Here is a 19,606-nt window from a genome sequence, read left to right as displayed (position 1 = left end):
CCATTGGCTAGCCAGGACTGGGTGGACAAGGACTTTTACGCGATCCTTGGCATCGCCAAGGACGCTTCCGACGCCGACATCAAGAAGGCCTACCGGAAGCTGGCGCGCAAGTACCACCCGGATACCAACTCCGGTGATGTGGCTGCGGAGAAGCAGTTCAAGGATGTTTCGGAGGCCTACTCGGTGCTCTCCGACCCAGAGGACCGCCAGCAGTATGACGCGATCCGTGCCATGGGCAGTGCACGCTTTGCTCCCGGCGGTGCCGGCGGAGCAGGCAACGGAGGCTTCGAGGATATGTTCGGCGGGCTGTTCAACGGTGCCGGTGCCGGCCGCCGTCCCGGCGGTTACAGCACGTCCGGCGGACTCCCGCCTGAGTTCGCAGATCTCTTCGGCGGTGGAGGTTTCGGCGGCCAACCTGGCTTCCAGCGCGCACCCCAAAAGGGTGCGGACCGTACGGCGACCACCAGCATCTCGTTTGCCGGGTCCATCCGTGGCACCACAATCGGGCTGCGGGAGCCGAGCGGCGAGGTCATCGACGTCCGCGTTCCGGCCGGCATCAAGGACGGCCAGAAGGTCCGCGTCCGGGGCAAGGGCCAGCCCAGTTCAGCCGGTAACGGTGATCTGATGGTTGCCGTCACGGTGAAGCCCCACGATTTTTACACCCGCGACGGCGACAACCTCCGCATCCACGTGCCGGTCTCCTTCCCGGAGGCTGCTTTGGGCGCTGATATTGAAGTACCGACCATCGACGGGGAAAAGGTCAAGGTCCGTGTTCCTGCCGGCACACCCACGGGGCGCACGCTCCGGGTCAAGGGCCACGGTGTGAAAACGGCAAAGGTCACCGGCGATCTGCTGGTGACAATCGACGTCGCCGTTCCGCAGAAGCTGAGCAAGGAAGCAGAGGAAGCAGTCAAAGCCTTCGCTGCTGCCACCGCCGGTGCGGACCTGCGCGAAGACCTGGCAGCCAAAGCCAGGCTTTAGGGAATGTAGCCAGCCATGGACATCAACTTTGACCAGCCGATCTTCGTGATCTCCGTGGCGGCGGAGCTGGCGGACATGCACCCGCAGACGCTACGGCAGTATGACCGGCTGGGCATTGTTTCGCCGAGCCGGGCTCCGGGCAAGTCCCGCCGTTACTCGCAGCGGGACGTCAACATGCTCCGCGAGGTCCAGCGGCTGTCCCACGAAGGAGTTTCGCTGGAGGGCATCAAGCGGATCCTCGAACTCGAAAACCAGGTCTCGGCACTCCAGCGCAAGGTGACGGAACTGACGGAAGAGCTGGGCCGCCGTCGTACTCCGCTGGATTCGCGGATCTTTGCCGCCGGTACCGCCGGTGATGTGGTCAGCCTGGCCCGCGGCCAGCGGCCACGCGCCCGGTCCCAGGCTGTGGTTGTGTGGCGGCCGCGCGGCAGCGAGTAGTCTCGCAGGTTACCGTGTCCATTGGGGGCGGCACCGCTTGCGTAAATCGAGACCAAGGAGTTTCAATGCGTGACGTTTGGATTCGCACGGCCAACCGGAGTCTGATTCGGGCCGACAAGGTCACTGAAATTAGTTCTTCGTCTCGTGGATCCGTCCACGAGGAGACGGGATATTCGGTGAAAGTTGTTGCTGGAGATAAGGCTTTTACCCTTATCGACAACAGCGACCGCGTGGGGACGAAGGCCGAAAGGCTTGACCACGCAGGGCAGATGCAGGACGCGTTGTTGCTGGCCATTGATGCGGCCAGTGACGCTGGCCCATCCACCGTGATCAGCCATGAAGAAGACAGGGAGCGCTGGATGCTCACGCTGGCTTCTGATCTGGCCGGGGATTTCACGCCCTTGAGGTACACGAAGAACTAAGCCTCCGGCCAAACCGGCCTCCGGCGGCGTCGGCAACGGCCAAACCGGTCACCGCCGGCCCGGCGGCGTCGGCAACGGCCGACGTCCGGACTCGCCTGTCAGATTTGTAAGCGCCCTGGCACCCTCAATCCAGCCTGAAGGTCCCGGCACCGGCGAGATCCCCGCTGAGAGGCCGTGGGCGGTGGCTGAGATGGATGGCGTCGGCAACGACGGCGGACAGCTTTCCTGTGCGTGCGAGGGTGGCGCGTTGCCGGCGTTCCCCGGTTCCCCGCTGCATCATGGCAGCCAGCCCTGATTGCACACAGCCGAGATCCCCGGAGGCGGCCAGTGCGGCCTGGACATGGCTGACCAGTGCCCCGATGATGTGCGACGCCGGTTGCGGCCGGTTGTCCTCCGGGTGAAGGAGATCACCGTTGATGCCAGACCGGCTGGCCCGCCAGACCGCCAGCCGAAGCAGGGCGGACGGGACCGGGTGGGGCGGGACGCCCTGCCGCCATTCCTTTGCGGCCGTCTCCACGAGTGCACGGACCAGCCCCGCGATGAAAGCGGCGTCGTCGGCTTCCAGGCAGACATCGGCGACACGTACCTCCAAGGTGGGGTGTTCCCGGGACAGGCGGGCATCAAAGTAGATCATCCCTTCGTCCAGGAGAACACCCGATGCGATATGCCCCGCGATGAGGGAGCGGTACCCGGCGGCCGAGCCGAGGATCTCGGCCGGCCCGGCCGTTGGCCATCGGCTCCAGGCCTGTGTGCGGTAGCTGGCATACCCGGTGTCGGCGCCGTTCCAGAACGGTGAATTCGCGCTCAGGGCCGCCAGCACCGGCAGCCAGGTACGGATCCGGTCCAGGACCGCCACGCCTTCCTCATCCGAACCGATGGAGACGTGCACGTGGAACCCGCACGTGAACTGTTCCCTCGCCGTGAGGCCGAACCGCTCCATCATGGCCGCATAGCGGCGATCGCGTGTGGTGTGCGTGGAGGAGGGTACAGGGGACGTGGCCAGGGCAGCGACCCTGGCCCCCACAGCCCGCGCGGCAGCGTCCGCCGCGGCGCGTCCGCGGCGGATTTCCTCCAACAGGCCATCGAGGCTTGAACAGGGGCTGGTCTGGACCTCGATCTGCTCCTGTTTGAATTCGGCCGTCAGTACGGGCCCGCCGTCAGCGGATGAGGTGCTGCCCGGGGAGCTGCTGATGGCCAGTAAGCGTCCGGCCAGGGCCAGCGGTCGGCCGCTGGCAGGATCCACGATCAGCAGCTCTTCCTCGACCCCGAATGTACGCATACCGCCATTGTGGGCCAGCGGCACCCGTTTTGTCCGAAAATCGGGTTCACCGCACTCCTACTGGTTCTCAGAACAATAGACCGGAAGGAGCCCAGGCCTCCCCGAATGCCCCCGGCGCTACTATGATTGAATTTCCACCCCACAACGGGAGAACAGCGATGATACGCGGAATTGGCAGGCGCAAAATGGGCAGGCGCGGAATAAGTCTGATCGGGGTCGTGTATCTGGTCATCGGGGTAGTGGTCGCCGGTACCCACGGCTACCTCGTGGCATGGAACGTTCCCGGCAACATTCTGGAAGGCCTGGCGGCGATTGTGCTCTGGCCGCTCGTGGCCCTCTTCGGGGTCAATCTGCATACATTGATCGCCTAGCACCCTGCAACCCGACGCCGGTGACGGGTCTTCACCTCGCCTTGGGGGCCCTCAGCAACCCGCATGTGGCGAAATACGGCGTAACCCATCGCTGCCGGCGAGACAGCGGCGTCTCCGGACACCAGCTCTTCAAAGGGGGATGGGGCCAATTCTGTCTTTTCTGACGGCTCTGTACCTACAATTAACTGTCGGCCTCCGCGGTATTCACGTCGACGGGGCGGCCAAATAAGGAGGACCACCATGGGATTGGGTGACAAGATCCACAACGCTGCGGAGAAACTCCACGGCAAGGGAAAAGAAGCGACCGGCGATGCCACCGGCAACGACCGGCTGAAGGCCGAGGGCAAAGGCCACCAGGTGAAAGCCGATCTGAAGCAGGCCGGCGAAAAAGTCAAAGACGCCTTCAAGAAACACTGATCCATACAGCCAGAAGGCGGAGTTCCGGTCCGGACCGGAACTCCGCCCAGGCTTTCGTGGGGCGAGCAGGGGCCCGGCGGATGACCGTCAGGCCGCTGGATCTGAGTACGACGTTGTGGCTACATGGCGGTGGCCCTGATTCCTTCGTCCTCCGCGTCAACGTCGGGTTCGAGTGCGGATACAGCGTCCCTGGCGAATTCCAGGGGACCGTCAGTCGTTGAACAGCCCGGCCAGGTCCTCCGCCGTGATGGAGCCGCCGGAGAGTGCGTCGCCTTCCATTACATCCGCGAACAACTGCGACTTCCTGGCCTTGAGCGCCATGACCTTTTCCTCGATGGTGTCCTTGGCGACCAGCCGGTAGACCATCACGTTCCTGGCCTGGCCGATCCGGTGGGTCCGGTCCACCGCCTGCGCTTCAGATGCCGGGTTCCACCACGGATCCAGCAGGAAAACATAGTCCGCCTCGGTCAGGTTCAGGCCAAAACCGCCGGCCTTGAGGCTGATGAGGAACACGGGCGCCGAACCGTTTTTGAACTCGTTCACCACATCGGTGCGGTTCCGGGTGCTGCCGTCGAGGTAGCAGAACTCGATCTTCTCCTCGACGAGCCGCTCGCGGACCTTGCCCAGGAAGCCGGTGAACTGGCTGAAAATTAGCGCGCGGTGGCCTTCCGCCACCAGATCCTCCAGTTGCTCGAACAGCACATCGAGCTTGCTGGACCGCACGCCGGACAGCGAAGGATCCACCAGTGAGGCGTCCAGGCTGAGCTGGCGCAGCAGGGTCAGCGACTGGAAAATGGTGAAGCGGTTCTTGTTGGCGTCGTCGATCAGGCCCAGGATCTTCTGGCGTTCGCGTTGCAGGTGCGTCTGGTAGACCTTCTGGTGCCGCGGATTCAGCACCACCTCCAGGATCTGCTCCTGCTTGGGCGGCAGATCGTCCATGACCTGGTCCTTCGTGCGGCGCATCATCAGCGGACGGACCCGACGGCGGAGCTTGGCCAGCTGCCCCTTGTCACCGTTCTTTTCCACCGGCTTCTGGTAATACTCGGCGAACCGCTTGGGGCTGGCAAAGAGCCCCGGTGCCACGATCGAGGTAAGCGCCCAGAACTCCATCAGGTTGTTCTCCAGCGGGGTGCCGGTGATGGCCAGTTTGAACCCGGCCGGCAGCTTCCGGGCACACTGGTACGCCTTGGACTGGTGGTTCTTCACGAACTGCGCCTCATCCAGCACCAGGCCGGACCAGGTCCGCGAAGCATAGGCGTCGTAGTCGATCCGGAACAGCGCGTAGGACGTGATCACGATGTCCGCCCCGGCCATGGCCTCCACCGGGTCCGCGCCGTTCTTGGCGAATGTCTCGCCGACGGTCCGGACCGTCAGCCCGGGAGCGAAGCGGTGCGTCTCGGCTTCCCAGTTGCCCACAACACTGGTGGGCGCCACCACCAAAAAGGGAGCGGCGCCGTCGGACGTTCCACTGCTGGGCGTCCCGGACGCTGCACCACCCGGCGCATCGGCCGCATGCTCTTTCGCCGCACACATCAGCGCGAGTGCCTGCACGGTTTTGCCGAGGCCCATGTCGTCGGCCAGCACCCCGCCCAGCCCGTGCCGGTAGAGGAAGCTCAGCCAGTTGAAGCCTTCCAGCTGGTACGGGCGCAGCTCGGCGTTCAGCGAGGCCGGCAGCGCGAGACCATTCACGCCGCCCTCGAGCAGGCCGCCCACAGCCTCACGCCAGGCTGCAGCCTGCTCGTCCACAATCCCCAGCTGGGCCAGCTCATCCCAGAGACCTGCCTGGAAGCGGCTGATCTGCAGGGGAGCGTCCTTGTTGTCCTGGAGAGAGCGCGCTTCGTCGATCAGGGCGCGGAGCTGGTGCAGCTCGGGCAGGTCCAGGGAGAAGTAGGCGCCGCTGGGCAGGAGCATCCGGGTCTGTCCGGCAGCCAGCGCGGAAAACAGTGCGGCGAAGGAGACAGGCTGGCCCTCGAGCGTGATCACAATGCCCAGATCGAACCAGTCGCGGCTGTCCGTGGCCTTCGTGGAGATGGCCACCACCGGAGCCTCGGACGCCTCCCTGTAATCGGCAATGTCCCCGGAGGTGTCCACCACAACGTCAGGCGTATCCCGGAGCTGCGGAAGGACTTCTTCGGTGAAAGCCAGCGTGTCCAGGCCGCTCAGTTCGGCGGACGCAGCGAGCCGCGGAGTGCCCCAGCCACCGGAGGCTGATTCGCCCAGCGCGGCCACCACGTCCCAGGGCTGGCCGAGTCCCTCGAGAATCCGGGCTTCGGCGGGATCGTCGCGGTAGCCGTGGTCGCCCGGGTGCCGCCACAGCGGCTGCGCCGTGACCAGATTCCCGGACCTGTAGTGCCATTCCCAGTGCAACCGGACGCGGTGGTCCTCGCCGTAGTTGGCCAGGAGCGAGAGCGTGGGCACGGCCAGCGTGGGCAGTTCCACGGATTCATCGGACGCAGTGACCCGTGCGGCCTGCTTGAGCCTGGGGTAGAAACCGGTGAGGAAACGGCTTTCGTCGCGCGCCGGGATGTGCAGGGTGCTGCCGGCCGTCACAAACGTCAGCAGCTCCTCGCTGAGCCCGCTCTCCAACGGCGCCAGCGTGATGACGTTGTCCGCGGCCACGCCGGGAAGCGCGTTCCCTCCGGATGTCAGGAAAATGCCGTGCGCCGGCCGGCCGATCGTCCCCACGGTCGCCGGATCAACCACCACCCCCTCAACGGTGATGGTGGGCGCAAGCTCCAGCCCGCCGCCGTCGGGCGCGTTCTTCTCTTCAGGGATGCCTGCCGCTTCAACAGCGGCGCCTAAACGGCTCAGATTAAGCCCGACGGCGGCGGGAGACTCCGCGAGCCGGACCGGCTCCTGCCCGCGGCTGTGCACCAGTGCAACGCCGATCTTCCCGGCTTCGAGCAGCAGGCTCCACATGTTCTTTCCGGCGAAAGTGTTCAGGCCGAGCCACAGCGCTGACGAGCTGTGCAGCCGGTTGGTGGCCACAGTGTGCGCGGCGAGGAACGACTGCATCCACTCCACATGGGCCTCGTTGCATTCGCGCCGGAAATTCAGGTAGCTCAGGGTGTTCCAGGAGACGTCGCCGCGGATCCACTTACCCTTGGCGCCCATGATTACGGGCCGGGCCTTGAGCTGGCGCACGCTGCGGAGCGGATCCCGGCGGCCTGTGTAGGAGAAGTGCGGGGCGGGCTCTTCAACCTCGAACTGCAGGGCCAGCGGGATGCCGTTGGTGGACTGCGTGATGCCCGGCCGTGAAATCAGCGGGCTCAGCGCCTGCTCCCAGTCGGCTAGTTCCGGGCCGGCCGGCTGGCGGGACAGCCGCGAGACTTCGGCGGGTGTGAGGAGCTGGACGCGGATGGCGGGGTTGTCCTCGGCGGCGAACAGCAGCGCGGCCACATGCTTGCAGTCCTTGCGGACTGGGCAACTGCATACCCCCACGGTGCAGCTCCAGCCGCCCGCCTTGCGGACCAGCTTGGCCGTGGTCGAATACGGCACCTCCGCGCCGCCGCGGACTTTGCCGAGCATCAGGCCGGTGGCGGAGTCGAAGGACATCCCCGAGACCCGGCTCCCCATGGCATACGCCAGTCCGGCCGCGAGGGAGCGGTCGTTGATCGCGGGGGTCTGTATTGCCAGTGCCGCACTCTCGTCCGGTTGGGATGGCATGGTGCGCGCTACTTTCAGCAGGTCAAAAATCTGCAGGTTATCTGATCCATCTTAGTCAGCCGGAAGGGGCACTGAAACTTCGCCTGACGTTCACTTCCGCCTCAGCCGCCAGGCGGCCGCCCCCGCGTACGTTGAAAGGGTCCTGAGTACCACCAGCTTGCAGCAGTGAGGATTTCCCATGACTACGAACCAGCCCACCCCCGGGTACCCAACAGTTCTGACCACCGAAAGCATTGAAGCGGGCAACGAGGAAGTTGTTGATGCGAACGTGAACGTGGTGAACGCCATGTACCAGGTGCTGCTCTCCTCCGAGGAAATCGCGCCGAATGCCCTGCGCAGCTACTACGTCGACTTCTACCTTGCGCAGTCCGTGGGCGGCGGCTTTGCCCAGTACGTCTTCACGGCACCGGACCGCGAGGACCTGGATACCTACATCCGCGAGGGACTCGAAGGCATGGGCGCCACCGCCCACCTGGAGCTTTTCAACCGCACGGCCTCAGCGTTCGACTCACTGTCTGAGGGCGACGCCGAGATCTACCTTGACGGCGATCTGGACGAGGAAGAGGAAAGCCCGGAAGGTGTGCAGGCGCTTGAAGAGCTCGACGGCGAATTTGAGTCGCTGCTCGAAACCGAGGACATCATTGCCCTCAATGCGGCCTGGCTCCGCAGCCAGGAAGGCCTCCTGACACTGAACGAGGAGGAGCTGGACGCGCACATCGCCGAACGTGTGGCGCATATCCCCAACCTGGAAGAGCGCCAGGCCGAGGCCGATGAAGAAGCGCTGGAGAGTGCTCCGGAGTTCGAGGTCATCATCCGCGAACTGTGCGATGTTGCCGGTTACGCGCTGGAGAAGATCACCATGGGCGATCCCAATTACGAGCACAACGGCGAAACCATCCTGGCCTGGCACTTCACCACGGACCACGGCGACTTCATCATGGTTGAAGACGAGGACGAAGCCTTCATGATCAACCCGGAGACCAAGGAAATCGTGGCCGCCGTGGAGTTCGAGGAAGCCGACGACGAACTGGTTGACGCCTGACCCGCACCTGATTGGCGCGCAGAACTCCATCAGATAGGCCGGTTCCGGGTCCGTGTTGGCCCGTAGCCCCGCTAACTGATGGAGTTCTGCGCCGCTTCCTAGCCGCACCCACGATCTCGACGGCGGCCGCCGGTTAGACTCGACCAGTGCGTGCGTATTGGGAGCTGGCGAACTGGCGAACCGGGTCAAGAGCGGGGACATCGCCGTCGACCTTTCCCGTTCCGTCAATCTGACGGGCTCCTACTGGGCACAGGATCTGGGACGGGCCGCCTTTCCTGGTGCCGGTGACCTGGTTCCCGCAGTGGCTGCTGGACTTCGCCCGCGCCACCCCGTTTCCCTCGATGCTTCAGACTCCGGTGGACATCCTCGCGGGAAGGACCGACGGCGCGGAGTCCCTTGCGCTGGTGGGTGTCCAGCTGCTCTGTCTTGTGGTGCTGCTGGTGATCACGCAGCTCATGGTGCGGATCGGCTCGCGGAAGCTGGTGGTGCAGGGTGGCTGACAAAATGCTGCAAAACGCCGCCCTCGACGACGCCCCGGTTACCAATGCGAGGCTCCTCCGCCTCCTGGTCAGTGCGCGGCTCCGTTCACAGATTGCCTACCGCGGCAGCTTCCTGGCAGCTGTAGCGGGCCAGATCCTCCTGGGTACCACTGAATTCGTGGAGCTCTATGCCATCGTCCACAACATCCCCACGTTCGGTGGGATGACCTTCGCCCAGGCCCTGCTGGTGTTCGCCTTCGCCTCCCTTGCCTTCTCCATCGGGGACCTGCTGATGGGGGAGACGGACTCCATGAGCGAGACCATCCGCACAGGAAAGCTTGAAGTGCTCCTGGTCCGGCCGCTTCCGGTGTTGCTGCAGCTGATGACCTCCGACTTCCAGCTCAGACGCGTGGGCAGGCTGATGTTCGCCCTCGTTGCCCTCGCGGCCGCGCTGGTCATCACGGACATCCAGTGGGACCCGGCCAAGGTGGCGCTGTTCATCATCACGCCGATCGCCGGAGCCGCAATTTTCTGTGCCCCGTTCCTGGGCGCCGGGGCCGCGCAGTTCTGGATGTTGGACGGCAAGCAGTTTGGCAACGCTTTCACATACGGCGGCCGTTATGTGGCGTCCATGCCGGGCGCCGCCCTGTTCCTCCCCATGCAGGTTTCCTTCACCTTCGTGGTCCCCGCCACCCTGGTGGCGTACGCACCGAGCCTCGTGATTCTGGGGCTCGACGGCCCGGCCGGAATACCCAGCTGGACCGGCTGGCTGGGACTCCCTGCCGCCGTCGTGCTCTGGGGAATCATGCTGCTGCTGTGGCGGGCAGCCATCAAAAAGTACACCGGAGCGGGAGGCTGACATGACGATCATCGAAGTAGAGGGCCTGAGCCGGGAGTTCACGGTGTTCGAATCCGCGGGGAGGTTCCGGCGGCGCAAAAAGACGGTCCAGGCGGTGCGCGAAGTGAGCTTCACCGTTGAGCAGGGCGAGGCCGTGGGCTACATCGGTGCCAACGGCGCCGGCAAGTCCACCACCATCAAGATGCTCACCCGAATCCTGGTGCCCAGCTCCGGCCGGGTCACTGTCTGCGGGTTGCTGCCGGTGCCGCAGCGGCAGGCGCTGGCACGGAAGATCGGCGTCGTTTTCGGGCAGCGCTCGCAGCTCTGGTGGGACCTGCCGCTGCAGGATTCGTACCCGATCCTGGGCGCCATGCACCGCCAGCCGGAGTCCCGGTGGCGGCCCCGGCTCGAGGAACTGGCCGGGCAGATGCAGCTGGGTGCTTTCCTCTCCACTCCCGTCCGGCAGCTTTCTCTCGGCCAGCGCATGCGCGGTGAGGTGGCGGCCGCGCTGCTGCACCGGCCCGAACTGGTGATCCTGGATGAGCCCACTATCGGTCTGGACATGATCAGCAAGGAAAACCTGCGCCGCTTCCTGGACTTCGAACGCCGCGAAAACGGCACCACGCTCCTGCTCACCACGCACGACATGAGCGATGTCCAGCGGCTGTGCCAGCGCGTTTTAGTAGTCGACGACGGCGCCATCGCCTTTGACGGGCAGCTGTCCGGACTCGCTGAGGTGGCGGAAGCCGGACGCACCATGGTGGTGGACCTCGCCACCCCCGTGTACTCGGCCGAGGCGTTGCCGCTGCCGGCGGGCGCCGTGCACGAAGGCGTGGAAGCACAGGGGATCAGGCACAGTATCTCGTTCGACCCCCGGCAGCTGTCCGCCGCGGCCCTGCTGGCGGCCATCTCCACCACCGCGGAGGTGGCGGATCTGTCGCTTCACGGGCCGGACATCGAACACCTGGTGCGGCAGCTCTACACCTCGGGCCGCTAACGTCCAGCGGCCTTGCGCCGGGATCGCCGGAAACGTGCGAGATCGCTGGAAATTTGCGGCGAACTCGCACGTTTCCGGCGATTTCGCCGGCCCGGACCTTCGCGGCCTTCGGCAGGTGCGTCGATCCGGAGTATCGGGACTCAGCGACGGCCACAGAAAGTATTTTTCAGCCGACCGTAACTTTTGTGCCCACCGGGGCGATGTATAGGGAGTGTGGACCGCGTCCACACTCCTACAGATCGGTTCCAAGCGATCCGATGCTGAATTGTTCGCTAAGTTTTTGGAGGGTCATATGTCCTTGTTCACCGTTTTCGCCACCAGTAAAGTTGCCGCCGGAGTTCTGGCCGCCGGCACGTTGGCTGTAGGTGGCACCGGCGCAGCCGCAGTTGCCGGCGCCCTTCCTTCCGACGTCCAGCAGAGCGCCCATGAGCTTCTTGGCGCCCCGGCGCCGCACATCGGCGGAGTTTCCGCCACCGCCGCGACGTCAGCAGCTGCGTCTGCGGACGGCACCGCAAGTGTTTCGGAGTCAGGTACGGAAGCCGGCGTCAAAGCCGGGACCGCTTCTGGAACGGCAGTCGGCGCCGACGCAGCCGGCGCTGCAGCCATTGGCCTGTGCACCGCTTTCGCCAACGGTGGCCTGAACGCGCACTCCAACGGCTTCGCTTCGCTCGTGATCGCTGCAGACGGCAAAGCCAACATCGAAGGCTACTGCGCAAAAGTTTCCGCCAAGGGCCAGTCCGCAGGTACCAAGGCCGACGGCGCTGCCTCAGGTTCCGCAACGGTGAAGACTCACGTTCCTGCCGTGCCTGCTGTTCCGTCAGTTCCGGAGCTGCCCAACCAGGCCGCCGTACCGGCTGTCCCGGCAGTACCGGCCGTCCCCGCCACGCCCACGCTGCCGTCCCAGGTGCCCACCGACGCGGTTGACGTTCCGTCGGTTGCCGGACGTCCGTAGCCACCAGCTAGGGTGGACTGCGGGATTCCTTAGCCTTAATGGCCCGGAGTCCCGCAGTCCAACAGGCGATGGCTGAGGCCGCGCCGGAGACCGGGATGCGTGAATCCGCTGCCCCGGATGGAGGAGCCGCGAGTGCTTGACACTTTGGCTGAAGAAGACATCGAAATAGACACGGACGGGACTGATCCGGCCGTGCTGTTCGGTGCTGTCTACCGCAAATTGTCCGGTGCCGTCCTGGGATACCTGCGGGCGCGCGGCGTAGATGATCCAGAGGCTGTCACGCAGGACGTATTCCTCGCCTTCTTTCCAAAAATCGGAGATCTCAGCGGGGGCCTTCAGGGTGCCAAATCATTGGTTTTTTCGATCGCGCATGCCCGCCTGGTGGATCACTACCGACGCCGGGATCGCGCCCCGGCCTTCAGCCCCTATGACGCCTTGGCAGATAGCCGAAGCACGGCTTCGGCAGAGGACCAGGCATTGGGCCAGATAGACAGCGGCGGCGCTTCGGCTCTGCTGCAGGGTCTCAGCGAAGACCACCGGGAAGTCCTGGCATTGCGCGTTGTCGCGGACCTGTCGATCGAACAGGTTGCCGGCATCATGGGCAAAACCCCGGGCGCAGTGAAGCAGCTGCAGCGCCGGGCACTGTGCAATCTCCGGGACCAGACGCTAGGAAGAAACAAGGCACATCATGAGTGACACATCAGCATCCCGAAATTACGGGGGCATCGACCAGCTGCTGGCTGAGTCCGGACTTGGCGACGACGCCGGGCTCCGTTCCAGCCTGATGGAGCTGCGAATGCTCGCGGACGAGCGGCCGCGGGCGTCTGCCCAAGTTGAAGCACTCATGGTTCCTGCCGTTTCGGCAGCGGACTCCAGCCCGGAAGCCTCCAGCCCGGAAGCCGCCGGCCCGAGGGTCGACAGCATCACCGACGAGCTCGCTGCCCGACGACGCGTCAAACGCCGGCTGGCTCTTACTACCTTCTCCGTGGCTGTGTCCCTGGCTGCTGGAGGTGCCGCTGCTGCAGCGTCCGATCAAGGCGTCCGTGACTCGGTTGGCCACGTGAATCAGGCAATTACCTCTTTTGTTTCTGCTTTCATTTCCGGGCCGGGGGCCAATCCCGCTGACAGGCCGGCGCCGTCGTCCCCGGAGCCAGTGACCACCGGATCAGCCGGTGGCTCAGCCACTCCCGCCCCTGCGGCGCCCAGCCCCGCACCCGGACCGGCGAAAGCGACAAGCACGCCGCCGGGTGGGGGAGAAGCGTCGAAAAGGCCTGCTCCGGAAGTCTCACGTGTTGTGCGCGTTCCGTGGACTCCCCTGCCAGGCCAGGCTGGCGCCGGCGTCCCGGGAACGGGTCAGCCCATGGCGCCGGACCTGGATCTGCCCACCGGCACGGGCCCGGTCCAGGTATTACCTGTCCCGGACCCGACTGTGACCGAACCTCCGGTCCAGCTGCCGCATCCCGTTCCCTAGTGACTGCCCCCTAGTGACTGCCCCGGCCTGGTAACCAGCCGGTGCCTACTTGATCATCTCGCCAGCCGGGCTGACCAGATACCAGACGTCTTTGACGCCCTGGCCATTGATATCGCCCTCGGCTTTGTCCTTGTGGAAGTAGTAGACGGGCATACCGTTGACGGTTACCTGCTTCTTGCCATCGGCCGTGGTGATGGTTCCGACAGTCCCGGTGACGCCGTCGACAACAGGGGTGTCATTGGTGGTGAAAACCGGAGGCCACACGACCAGGCAATCACCGGAACAGTTGCTCTTGCCGGAGTCCTTTACATCCTTGGTGAAGTGGTAGACGCTCATGCCTTTGCCGTCCACCACAATCTTGCCGGCGCTGGACGTTGCGGTTTTAAGATCAGCGGTGGCCGACTCACTGGTGGTCGCCGTGGCTGACGCGCTTTCGGAGGGGGCGGGTTCGCTGGCAGACGCAGTGCCGGCCGGTGCGCTTGTGGGTGTTGTGCCCGCACCACCGCCACAACCTGTCAGGGCGGCTGCGAGAGCCAGAACGGTAAAACCAATGCCTAGTTGCTTTTTCATGTATTGCTCCTTGGCTTGTGCCCGGCGATTGGAGGACCGGACGCTACCCCGTAAGACGCGCGAAGGTGAAGAATGGTTCAAGGCGGCGTGAAGCAATGCTCTGAACCATTCGCAGCGCGTGCACGTCGTAACTACCGGGATGTGCCCGGAGGCGACAGGAGGCACCAGTCATGTCATTCGATGAAGATGTTGTGGCCGCGATCTACCGGGACCACGGAACCGCGCTTCGCCGATTTGTACTGAGCGCGTCCCATGATCCGCAGCTCGCCGAGGACGTTGTGCAGGAAACCGTATTGCGCGTCTGGCAGCAGGCGCCCGAGATCACGGGGAGCATGCGCAGCTACCTCATCCGGACGGCTCGAAACATCATGATCGACAACTATCGCAAGGCCCAGCGGCGGCCGCTCGAGGCTATTGAACGCGACATCGCCGATCCCGTGGAGGCGGCTGAGCGCGTTGATGAATTACTGAACAGGGTCTTGATGGAGGAAGCATTGATCAGGCTAAGTGCCGAACACCGGGATGTCCTGGTGGCACTGCATTACCGCCGCTTCACCGTGAATGAAGCGTCCGTGCAATTGAATATTCCCAGCGGGACGGTGAAATCACGGGCCTATTATGCAGTGCGTGCCCTGCGGACAATTCTTGATGAAATGGGGGTGGAACGATGAGCGTTCCTGAGTTGCATCAACTGCTGGGCGCCTACCTGCTCGGTGGCCTTAATGCCGCAGATACAGAGCGGTTCGACGCCCACTTGCAGGAGTGCCCCGCGTGCCGCGAGGAACTTGCAGAACTCCAAATCGTCCCGGCGCTGCTGGATGCAGTGCCCGTTCCGGACGCCGTGGCCTTGACCGCCGGCCGGCCGAGTGAAGCGGGGCCACGACAGCCGGACGTCCGCTTGCCTAAGCCGATGCTGGACGAGTTGGCCGCTCGCCGTCGTAATTTGCGACGCCGGTGGACAGCAATCGTGGGTGTCGTCGCGGCCGCCTGCCTGGCCCTCGGATTTGCCGCCGCACCGCTGCTCATCCGGCCGTCCCCGCCGGATGCGAGCTACTCGGCCCAAGCCGGGAACGGACCGCAGTTCACTGTGGACCTCGCCCGGAAAACGTGGGGCACGGAGCTCGCCGTGGCCGGTAGCAGCATGCCACTCAGCGGCACGCTCTCCCTGTGGGTTAAGGACCGCAAAGGCGGCGAGGACCGTGCGTGTGCATGGACCGCGACCCCCAGCGGCCGGATCAAGGTCACCGGCGCCACCCCGGTTCAGCTGGCCAGCATCGCGAGCGTGGAGCTCCGCAATGAGCTCAAGCAGACCGTCGCTGTGATCACCGTCCCGGACGGTTAAGGGCCGCGGAACTCAGCCACCGGGTCCGGGTCCCGGCACGCCCGCGCGGAGGCTTCAATCCGCTTTTCGATCTCGCGGCCCAGGAGCCAGCCGCCGATCCTTTCCGCCACGGGCCGCAACCAGGCCGGGCGGCAGGAGAAGGTGTACTTCCAGACCGCGCGGGTGCCGCCGTCATCGGAGGTAAACCGCCAGCCGGCACCAAAGTTTTCAAAGAACCACGGCCCGGACACCATGGTCATGCCCACATTCTGTGGCGGCATAAAGGAGACGTACTCGCTCACCATCACCAGGCCCATGCGCGACACCGTGCGTGTCCGGACGCCTTTACCCGCGGCCGTTGCTCCGTCCAGCCAGTCCTGGGCTGAAATGAACGGGTCCCATTTCAGCCGGAAGGCGCCGGTGGTCTGCGAGAAGGCAAAGGCCGTCTCCAGATCGAGTCTGATGAGTCGTTCGGCGCGGATCTGGGGCATGGACACCACGTTAGTTCGGAAGCGAGGGCGGACTACATTTTCGCGAGGCGCGCCCGGACCATCATGTATACGCCGTAGCAGATCAGTCCGATGGCCACCGCGGCCAGCAGGTATACGCCGAAGGGTTGCTCGCGGAGAGCCTTCAGCCCGCCGTCGAGCCCGGTGGATTCCGCCGGATGGGCGCGGACTGTGGCAATGACGATCAGGAGTCCCGTCAGCACGAGGACTATCCCTTTGGCGGCGTAGCCCACCACACCGAGCGCGGTTACGGCGGTCCGGGCGGTTCCTGATGCCGGCATCCTCAGCTGCTTCTCGAAGGACTTCCGGACACCCTGGACCACATACACAATGCCGGTGATGGCAACGGCGGCGCCCACAACGATCAGCAACGCCACGCCGCCAGGTGCCTTGATGACGGCGACAGTCAGGTCGCTGGCCGACTGGCTGCTGTCCTTGCCCGACCCTGTACCCCTTGCGAAGGAAGCCAGCGTCACGGCAAATCCGATGAACACCAGGGCCTGCCCGGCGGCTTTGAGCTTTTTCCCGAGCTTCTTTCCCGCGGGCAGTTGGTTGTAGTCGAAGATGGCGTCGCTGACCTGCCAGAGCGCCAGCGCCACGCATGCAGCGAAGCTGCCCCACAACAGGAGTGTTCCGGCAGGCTGGCGCGCCAGCTGCCCCACAGCGCCGCTGACATCGGCGCTGCCGCTGCCGCCTGTCGCCAGCCGGATGGCAATGACCCCCACCAGCAGATGCAGAATGCCGCTTACGGCAAAACCGGCTCGCGCCACCAGCTCAAGGGCCCGTGAGTTGGTGACATCCTCGGCGGTGTCCGCGGCTTGTTTTAGTTCTCTTTTGATGGTCAGATCCTTAGTGCCGGCACGACGATATGAAATTCCTGCGCCCCCGCCACACGCCAATCGTGCCACGGGATTGCACCGGAGGAAAGGCCTCCGGTGTCCGGTATTTCGCTGGATCCATGGCCACCGGCAACCCCAACGCACACCCTCATCCGCAACGTCCGTCCCTGGCGGAGGGAATCCTTGGGGGAACGCTCGACGGCGCGGCGACCGCCGCCGTCGAACCTCACGTTCCGGAGAATCTCCGGGGAGCCGGAGTCACGGTGATCGAGGGCCGTGGACCGGTTGCCGGACCGTGCCGTGATCCACAACGGCCGCGTGGTAGCTGAGGGGCTGGAACTGCTTGCCCATGGGGAGTGATCCCCATGGCAGGGATCAGGGCGCTGTGCAACGATATGGATCAGCGATGGACCCTGAACCGCGCGCTTCTCCGGGGGAGACACCATGACTTTTTACGGCGCTGACGTCAGCCAGCTTCGCGCGTTGGCCGAGGCCGCCGACAAAGCCGCCGCGCTGCTCAGCAGCAGGGCTTCGTCGCTGCAGAGCCAGATCCTGGCGGCTCCTTGGAAAGGCGGCGACGACGAACGCTTCAGACAGGACTGGACCGGAAGCCACCGCCCAGCATCGAACGTGCGGTTTCCAGCCTCCGCCAGCACTCCAAAATCCTGCTGGAGCATGCCGAGGAGCAGGAGAAATCTTCAGCAGGCAGTACCGGCAGTACAAGCAGCGGCCCCGGCTTCATTGAGAAGGCATCGAACTGGCTCAAGGAGAAAGCGAAGGAAGCGGCCGAGGTGCCGCCCACCGCAAAGAGCTCGGGGCCGGGCTGGACAAGATGTCCGATGCCAGCCCCGAGGCACAGGCCAAGTGGTGGGACAGCCTGTCCGCAAAGAACCTGACGGACGGCACCTCCACGGCCAGCGCCGAGGTCTCCGCCGAAGGTTCCCTGGACCTGAACGGCCGGACGTTTGAGGCATCAGGCAAGGGCGGCCTGGAAGTCAGCATGGACAAGGACAACAGCATCAGCTCCGTTTCACTGTCAATGGAGGGAACCGTGGCGCAGGGGCTGAAGGAAGGCATGGTCGTTAAGGCAGCCAACGTCGAGTCCAGCATCACGGCAGGAACCCAGGGCACGGTTAAGATCGATGTGGATTACTCACCGGAGAACAAGGCCGTGATCGACAGCTACATGAAGAATGTGGCCATCGGCAACACTGCCGGTGCCGCAGCAGACGCGGCCCGTCTCTACGATGCCGGTTCCGCCACGGTGCAGGTTAACAGCGTTCTGACGGCCAAGAATGAGGCCGGATTCGACCTGGAGGCCGGCGAGGTCAAGGTCAGCACGGAAAATTCCGCAACGACCAACGTCACCACGTACCACAAGGTGCCGAACGACACGAAGCTTGAGCAGCTCTAACACTCCAGGACCATAAGGCATCCCGGCCATTGCTGAAGGAGCAATCACACATCATGTCAGTGCACATTGAATCACCGCTTGGTTTCACGGCAGAATTTCCGGAGCACACGCAGATACTGGGCGATTCCACTGCGGGCCCCAACACCGAACAGTACGGCCTCCTGGGTGACATCCTGGTGACCGTCATCAAGGACGACAACTCGGTGCAGGACGCGCCCGCGGCCACCGGCTGGGCGCACCTGATGTCCGGCTTCTACCTCGAAGAGCGTGCCGGAACCCTGCTGACGGAAGGCGAACTGAACCTTCCCGGCAAAGCCACTTACGCCGTCGTGGTTGGTTATGACGACGCCGACGGTTCCGCAAAAGCCGCCGCTACGGTGGGCCTGTGGGAAAAGAACCGGTTCATCGGAGTTGTGGTGATCTGGCCCTGCGTCAACCCCGGGATCGAGCCGCGGATCAGCATGCTTAAAGAGGTAGTGGGCGCCATCAGCGTCAGCTGACGCCTTGTTGCGCAATCGATCCTTGTTACGCAGTCGATCCCGGGCAGCGCCGGCAATCCCGGGCAGCGCCGGCGACCGCCGCCGTTACAGGCGGCGGTAACAGAGGTCGAAGATCATCCGGCCCGCTTCGTGGGCCTTGCCTTCAAAGCTCGTGAGGACGCGGCCGTCGAACCGCGGCGCCCAGCCGCCCGCTACGTCGACGCCCTCGTTGGGGCCGGTGTGTTCGGTGCTCACCGGTGCCCGGCCTTCTTTGACGGGCGCGCCGCCCACCAGGGACTCGACGCCGGATTCCCACACCTGGGTGAGGGGGCTTTCAGGGCCGCTGCGCTCGCCGTCGTGCATGTTTTCAAAGTCCGTGGAGCCGGTCAGCACTTCCCGGACGTGCACGGCGTAGTTGGACCAGTCGGTGGCGATGCGCCACAGCCCGCCGGGCCTGAGGGACTTTGCAGCTAGCTCGGCGAACGCCGGCTGGATGAGGCGGCGCTTGTGGTGCCGCGATTTGTGCCACGGATCAGGGAAAAAGACCCACAGCTCGGTCACCGAGCCTGCCGGCAGCATGGTGGCCAGGACCTCGGGGGCGTTGGCCTCCACCACGCGGACGTTGCTCAGCCCGCGGCTGTTGATCTTGATGATGGTGTTGGCGAGCCCTGGCGTGTAGACCTCAACGGCGAGGAAATCGGTGGCCGGGTTCGCTTCCGCTGCATGGCACACGGCGTCGCCCAGCCCTGAGCCGATCTCCACGATCAGCGGCGCCTTTCGGCCGAACTCGGTTTCGGCGTCGAACGTGTAATCCGGGTGGACCGAAGTGTTGGCGATGTGGCGGGGGACGTCGATCGCCCAGCGGTCCGCGTGCTCTTCCCACGCCGCCTGTCGGCGCCCCTGCAGCCGGGTGCCGCGGCGCACGAAACTGACGGGCCTGCCGCCGTACGTGCCTAACGAGGCCTGGGTGCCGGGTGTCACGAGGCGGGCAGGTTGCGGTGTTTCCGGCGAGGCGGCGTCGGACAGCTGGGGGTTTTCTGGGGTTTCACTCATCCCTTCCAGAATAGTTGAGATTGCCTGCAGGACGGTGGCGGGAAAGCAGAACGATGTGGTTTCCCGGC

At 64.7% G+C, this 19,606-nt stretch carries 22 protein-coding genes; 16 read left to right on the top strand and 6 right to left on the bottom strand.

Going from position 1 to position 19,606, the window contains the following annotated elements; translation table 11 throughout:
- The first annotated feature begins 3 nt into the window (after window positions 1-3).
- The 3 genes from V3C33_17080 to V3C33_17070 all read left to right on the top strand — a co-directional run bounded on the left by V3C33_17080 (window position 4) and on the right by V3C33_17070 (window position 1,841).
- A complete protein-coding gene (locus tag V3C33_17080; protein ID XAS67143.1) occupies window positions 4-981 on the top strand; it encodes a DnaJ C-terminal domain-containing protein in 978 nt (325 codons plus the stop codon).
- Window positions 982-996: 15 nt separating this feature from the next.
- Entirely contained in the window at window positions 997-1,419 is a 423-nt protein-coding gene (locus tag V3C33_17075; GenBank protein ID XAS67142.1) for a helix-turn-helix transcriptional regulator, read from the top strand.
- Window positions 1,420-1,484: 65 nt separating this feature from the next.
- A complete protein-coding gene (locus V3C33_17070; protein ID XAS67141.1) occupies window positions 1,485-1,841 on the top strand; it encodes a hypothetical protein in 357 nt (118 codons plus the stop codon).
- Window positions 1,842-1,965: 124 nt separating this feature from the next.
- Here the strand turns inward: V3C33_17070 and V3C33_17065 are convergent, their stop codons facing one another.
- Window positions 1,966-3,120: a glutamate--cysteine ligase gene (locus V3C33_17065; GenBank protein ID XAS67140.1), complete on the bottom strand. Its 1,155-nt coding sequence runs from the start codon at window positions 3,118-3,120 to the stop codon at window positions 1,966-1,968.
- A 158-nt stretch (window positions 3,121-3,278) separates the two neighbouring features.
- On the opposite strand from V3C33_17065, the gene V3C33_17060 reads away from it, so the two are divergent.
- Both V3C33_17060 and V3C33_17055 read left to right on the top strand, forming a co-directional pair.
- Window positions 3,279-3,491, top strand: coding sequence for a hypothetical protein (locus V3C33_17060; GenBank protein XAS67139.1), 213 nt, complete (start codon window positions 3,279-3,281; stop codon window positions 3,489-3,491).
- Window positions 3,492-3,731: 240 nt separating this feature from the next.
- The gene (locus V3C33_17055) at window positions 3,732-3,908 is read left to right on the top strand and encodes a CsbD family protein (protein XAS67138.1); all 177 of its coding nucleotides are present in this window, start codon (window positions 3,732-3,734) and stop codon (window positions 3,906-3,908) included.
- 210 nt (window positions 3,909-4,118) lie between these two features.
- Here V3C33_17055 and V3C33_17050 read toward each other — a convergent pair whose 3' ends face one another.
- Complete coding sequence (locus tag V3C33_17050; GenBank protein ID XAS67137.1) at window positions 4,119-7,574, bottom strand: DEAD/DEAH box helicase; 3,456 nt, start codon at window positions 7,572-7,574, stop codon at window positions 4,119-4,121.
- A gap of 178 nt (window positions 7,575-7,752) precedes the next feature.
- On the opposite strand from V3C33_17050, the gene V3C33_17045 reads away from it, so the two are divergent.
- From V3C33_17045 to V3C33_17015, 7 genes are all read left to right on the top strand, one after another.
- Window positions 7,753-8,616 (top strand): hypothetical protein, encoded by an 864-nt coding sequence (locus V3C33_17045; GenBank protein XAS67136.1) that lies wholly within the window; start codon window positions 7,753-7,755, stop codon window positions 8,614-8,616.
- A gap of 278 nt (window positions 8,617-8,894) precedes the next feature.
- Window positions 8,895-9,116 (top strand): hypothetical protein, encoded by a 222-nt coding sequence (locus tag V3C33_17040; protein XAS67135.1) that lies wholly within the window; start codon window positions 8,895-8,897, stop codon window positions 9,114-9,116.
- A gap of 4 nt (window positions 9,117-9,120) precedes the next feature.
- Window positions 9,121-9,954: an ABC-2 family transporter protein gene (locus V3C33_17035; GenBank protein ID XAS67134.1), complete on the top strand. Its 834-nt coding sequence runs from the start codon at window positions 9,121-9,123 to the stop codon at window positions 9,952-9,954.
- A 1-nt stretch (window position 9,955) separates the two neighbouring features.
- Complete coding sequence (locus V3C33_17030) at window positions 9,956-10,930, top strand: ATP-binding cassette domain-containing protein (GenBank protein XAS67133.1); 975 nt, start codon at window positions 9,956-9,958, stop codon at window positions 10,928-10,930.
- 292 nt (window positions 10,931-11,222) lie between these two features.
- Window positions 11,223-11,882, top strand: a complete 660-nt coding sequence (locus V3C33_17025) for a protein tyrosine phosphatase (protein XAS67132.1) — start codon at window positions 11,223-11,225, stop codon at window positions 11,880-11,882.
- 132 nt (window positions 11,883-12,014) lie between these two features.
- Complete coding sequence (locus tag V3C33_17020) at window positions 12,015-12,578, top strand: sigma-70 family RNA polymerase sigma factor (GenBank protein ID XAS67131.1); 564 nt, start codon at window positions 12,015-12,017, stop codon at window positions 12,576-12,578.
- Entirely contained in the window at window positions 12,571-13,353 is a 783-nt protein-coding gene (locus tag V3C33_17015) for a hypothetical protein (GenBank protein ID XAS67130.1), read from the top strand. The genes V3C33_17020 and V3C33_17015 overlap by 8 nt, the downstream gene beginning before the upstream one ends.
- A 45-nt stretch (window positions 13,354-13,398) precedes the next feature.
- Here the strand turns inward: V3C33_17015 and V3C33_17010 are convergent, their stop codons facing one another.
- The gene (locus tag V3C33_17010) at window positions 13,399-13,923 is read right to left on the bottom strand and encodes a hypothetical protein (GenBank protein ID XAS67129.1); all 525 of its coding nucleotides are present in this window, start codon (window positions 13,921-13,923) and stop codon (window positions 13,399-13,401) included.
- 170 nt (window positions 13,924-14,093) lie between these two features.
- Here V3C33_17010 and V3C33_17005 point away from each other — a divergent pair, with 170 nt between their 5' ends.
- Complete coding sequence (locus tag V3C33_17005; protein XAS67128.1) at window positions 14,094-14,594, top strand: sigma-70 family RNA polymerase sigma factor; 501 nt, start codon at window positions 14,094-14,096, stop codon at window positions 14,592-14,594.
- Entirely contained in the window at window positions 14,591-15,265 is a 675-nt protein-coding gene (locus V3C33_17000; GenBank protein XAS67127.1) for a zf-HC2 domain-containing protein, read from the top strand. The genes V3C33_17005 and V3C33_17000 overlap by 4 nt, the downstream gene beginning before the upstream one ends.
- On the opposite strand, the gene V3C33_16995 is transcribed toward V3C33_17000, so the two are convergent.
- Both V3C33_16995 and V3C33_16990 read right to left on the bottom strand, forming a co-directional pair.
- Window positions 15,262-15,735 (bottom strand): SRPBCC family protein, encoded by a 474-nt coding sequence (locus V3C33_16995; protein XAS67126.1) that lies wholly within the window; start codon window positions 15,733-15,735, stop codon window positions 15,262-15,264. The genes V3C33_17000 and V3C33_16995 overlap by 4 nt on opposite strands.
- 32 nt (window positions 15,736-15,767) lie before the next feature.
- Window positions 15,768-16,598, bottom strand: a complete 831-nt coding sequence (locus V3C33_16990; GenBank protein XAS69773.1) for a DUF1206 domain-containing protein — start codon at window positions 16,596-16,598, stop codon at window positions 15,768-15,770.
- Between the two features lie 826 nt (window positions 16,599-17,424).
- Between V3C33_16990 and V3C33_16985 the strand changes: the two genes are divergently transcribed.
- Both V3C33_16985 and V3C33_16980 read left to right on the top strand, forming a co-directional pair.
- Window positions 17,425-18,006, top strand: a complete 582-nt coding sequence (locus V3C33_16985) for a hypothetical protein (protein ID XAS67125.1) — start codon at window positions 17,425-17,427, stop codon at window positions 18,004-18,006.
- Between the two features lie 53 nt (window positions 18,007-18,059).
- Complete coding sequence (locus V3C33_16980; protein ID XAS67124.1) at window positions 18,060-18,506, top strand: hypothetical protein; 447 nt, start codon at window positions 18,060-18,062, stop codon at window positions 18,504-18,506.
- Window positions 18,507-18,590: 84 nt separating this feature from the next.
- Here V3C33_16980 and trmB read toward each other — a convergent pair whose 3' ends face one another.
- Window positions 18,591-19,538, bottom strand: a complete 948-nt coding sequence (trmB, locus tag V3C33_16975; protein ID XAS67123.1) for a tRNA (guanosine(46)-N7)-methyltransferase TrmB — start codon at window positions 19,536-19,538, stop codon at window positions 18,591-18,593.
- Between the last annotated feature and the right edge of the window lie 68 nt (window positions 19,539-19,606).

The sequence above is a fragment of the Micrococcaceae bacterium Sec5.7 genome (assembly GCA_039636785.1).
Lineage (GTDB): Bacteria > Actinomycetota > Actinomycetes > Actinomycetales > Micrococcaceae > Arthrobacter.
The sequence above is the reverse complement of the archived record's forward strand: the minus strand, read 5'-3'. Positions and strand labels throughout refer to the sequence as shown.